Here is a 2,958-nt window from a genome sequence, read left to right on the forward strand (position 1 = left end):
ACAGACTATCTCCATTGACCTTAATAGTGTCAGGTAAAATCCGTACCCTCTCAACAGAATCCACTAGGTTCTGACTAGCTTGTGTCTGTTGCCAAGTTTGAAACAAAAACCAAAATCCAAAAATTCCACAAAACGCTAAAACTTTACCGGCCGATTTCCAAGGAAATTGGAAAAAGAGACAGACAAGCAAAAAAACAAAACCTAGCAGTGAGAGATAGGACGCTCCTAAAATGGCATAGTAAAGCCAGAGTAACAGAAAACTCAGATAGATTAGGGGGATAGGGAAATTCTTAATCCACTGTAACATAGTCTTTTAACTTTTCTATGGTCTTAGCGCCAATGCCTGAGACTTTCTTTAATTCATCTACCGACTTGAACTTGCCATTTGCCTCACGATGATCAATAATATCCTGCGCTCGTTTTCCTCCCAAGCCTTTGACCTGCTTGAGTTCTTCTAGACTGGCTTTATTGAGGTTGACTTTCTTATCTTTACTTGTCGAAGAAGACGTTCCAGAACCAGTCTGCTGACTCACTCCTTCTTCTCCCTTACTCGGGACGTAGACCAGAGCCTCGTCACTAACTTTCTGTGCTAGATTGAGCGACTTGCTGTCTGCCTCCTCTGTCAAGCCACCAGCCTTCTGAACGGCATCATTGACCCGACTACCTACAGGCAAATCATAAATCCCTGGCGATTTAACAGCACCCTTGACATCTACTGTGATTAGATCTTGTTCAGGAGATTCATCCTTTTCTTCCTTCTTGACTTCCTTTTCAGTCAATGAATCCTTGGAAACAGCTGCAACTTCAGCCTGCAAGTTTGTTTCTTTCACAGATGTTTGTGAAGTTGGCTTTAGTAGGAAAAATCCGCCTAAGGCCAAACCCAAACCAGCACAGATGACAATGATTTTATACTCTTTGATTTTCTCGATAATTGCTTCCATATTTTCTCCTCTCTTAAGTTATTCGTAAGTGAAAGAAAAAAACAGCTGAAAAATCTTTTCAACTGCTTATTTATTTGCAAAATAGTCTTCCTTAGTCAAGACATAATGAACCCTTGTGATAATTCGATCTGGTTCTTTATTATCCATTCTGGCATAGGGTTCTTCGTGGGAAAAACGCATACCTGATTTCTCCATGACCTTTCCTGATGCGGGATTGTCCTTATCGTGAAGTGCGGTCAACTTGTTCATTCCAATCTTCTCAAAAGCTAGCTCAATCACGGCCCGATTGGCTTCTGTCGTCAATCCTTGATTCCAATACTTTTGGTTGATAATGTAGCCAATAGCTGCCTTCTTAAGAACAGGATCAATCTTGTGCAAATCAATAGTTCCAATAAACTGACCATTGCTTTTTAGTTCGATTCCCCACCGTCCCAAGGGATTAACCAAGTAGAACTGAGCGATGTTGTTCTTGGTTTCTTCTAAGCTTTGATTTGTTGGAAAAGTATAGCGTGTATTTTCTCTGTCTGAGGCATACTCAAACATAGCTTCTGCATCGTCCAAGGTTACAGGTCGGAGCAATAAACACTCCGTTTCTATAGATGGATACTGAGCAAATTTCACAAATATTGATTCCATACTTTTCCCTCCATTAGAGCTTGATTCTCACTAGTCTAGCATAAATAAATTTGGATGACAAGTCTCCCTTGCAATTTAAAGCGGTTTCATATACAATAAAACCATCACATTTTTGATTTATGAACTGGAATGTGACAACTAAAACAAGACCGTCAATTGAAAGGTAGGTTATCTCTATGTTAATCGGAATCCCTAAAGAAATTAAAAATAATGAAAACCGTGTTGCCCTCACTCCTGCTGGCGTCCACAGTTTAGTCAGTCGTGGACATCGTGTCCTCATCGAAACAAATGCTGGTCTCGGTTCAGGATTTACTGATGCGGACTATCAAAAGCAAGGAGCTGAGATTGTCGCTACTGCTGCTGAAGCATGGGCTGCCGAGTTAGTCGTGAAAGTAAAAGAACCACTAGCTTCTGAATATGGTTATTTGCGCGACGACCTTCTCCTCTTCACCTACTTGCACATGGCCGCTGCGCCAGAATTAGCAGAAGCTATGTTAGCAGCCAAAACAACAGGAATTGCTTATGAAACTGTTCGTGACAATCAAGGACAACTACCGCTCCTCGTTCCTATGAGTGAGGTTGCAGGTCGTATGGCTGTTCAAATCGGAGCTCACTTCCTTACTAAGCAAGCTGGTGGTTCTGGTGTCCTACTTGGTGGTGTACCGGGTGTTCCAAAAGGAAAAGTAACCATCATCGGTGGTGGTGTCGTTGGTACACATGCTGCCCGCATCGCCTTGGGACTCGGTGCTCAAGTGACCATTCTTGATATCAGTGCCAAACGTCTCTCAGTCCTAGAAGAGGTCTTTGGAAACCAAATCCAGACTCTTATGTCCAATTCATTTAACATCGAAGCAAGTGTGAAAGACGCTGATGTTGTGATTGGTGCAGTTCTCATCCCTGGTGCCAAGGCTCCGAAATTGGTGACAGATGAGATGGTCAAACAAATGCGTCCAGGCTCTGTCATCGTTGATGTTGCCGTTGACCAAGGTGGTGTTATCGAGACAGCTGACCGTGTGACAACACACGATGAACCTGTCTATGAAAAACACGGTGTTCTCCACTATGCCGTTGCCAATATTCCTGGTGCTGTCGCCCGTACTTCTACTATCGCCCTAACTAATGTCACTCTTCCTTATATCGAGGCATTGGCTGGCAAAGGATTCGCACAAGCAATTGCTGAAGATGAGGGCTTACGTCAAGGTGTGACCACTTATCAAGGTTACTTGACCAGCCTCCCAGTTGCTCAAGGCCTCGATAAAGAGCACACTTCTATCGACGAACTTGTTTAAAGCTAGACACTCATTAAAAAAAAGCAGTTCACATCTGAACTGCTTTTTTGCTATTCTTTTTCTTGGTTCTTTTCTTCAACCTTAACTGGAGC

3 protein-coding genes and 1 pseudogene are annotated in these 2,958 nt (G+C 42.8%); 1 reads left to right on the forward strand and 3 read right to left on the reverse strand.

The window, feature by feature from the left end:
* The 3 genes and pseudogenes from SORDD16_RS11845 to SORDD16_RS05455 form a co-directional block, all read right to left on the reverse strand.
* Positions 1 to 307: pseudogene (locus SORDD16_RS11845) on the reverse strand (competence protein ComEC); the annotation flags it as partial.
* Positions 291 to 941: a helix-hairpin-helix domain-containing protein gene (locus SORDD16_RS05450; RefSeq protein ID WP_061452660.1), complete on the reverse strand. Its 651-nt coding sequence runs from the start codon at positions 939 to 941 to the stop codon at positions 291 to 293. The pseudogene SORDD16_RS11845 and the gene SORDD16_RS05450, both read right to left, overlap by 17 nt.
* Before the next feature lie 66 nt (positions 942 to 1,007).
* Positions 1,008 to 1,577 (reverse strand): GNAT family N-acetyltransferase, encoded by a 570-nt coding sequence (locus SORDD16_RS05455; RefSeq protein WP_061452661.1) that lies wholly within the window; start codon positions 1,575 to 1,577, stop codon positions 1,008 to 1,010.
* A gap of 176 nt (positions 1,578 to 1,753) precedes the next feature.
* Here SORDD16_RS05455 and ald point away from each other — a divergent pair, with 176 nt between their 5' ends.
* Complete coding sequence (gene ald, locus SORDD16_RS05460; protein ID WP_061417805.1) at positions 1,754 to 2,866, forward strand: alanine dehydrogenase; 1,113 nt, start codon at positions 1,754 to 1,756, stop codon at positions 2,864 to 2,866.
* Positions 2,867 to 2,958 lie beyond the last annotated feature (92 nt).

The sequence above is a fragment of the Streptococcus oralis genome, assembly GCF_001578945.1.
Lineage (GTDB): Bacteria > Bacillota > Bacilli > Lactobacillales > Streptococcaceae > Streptococcus > Streptococcus oralis_Q.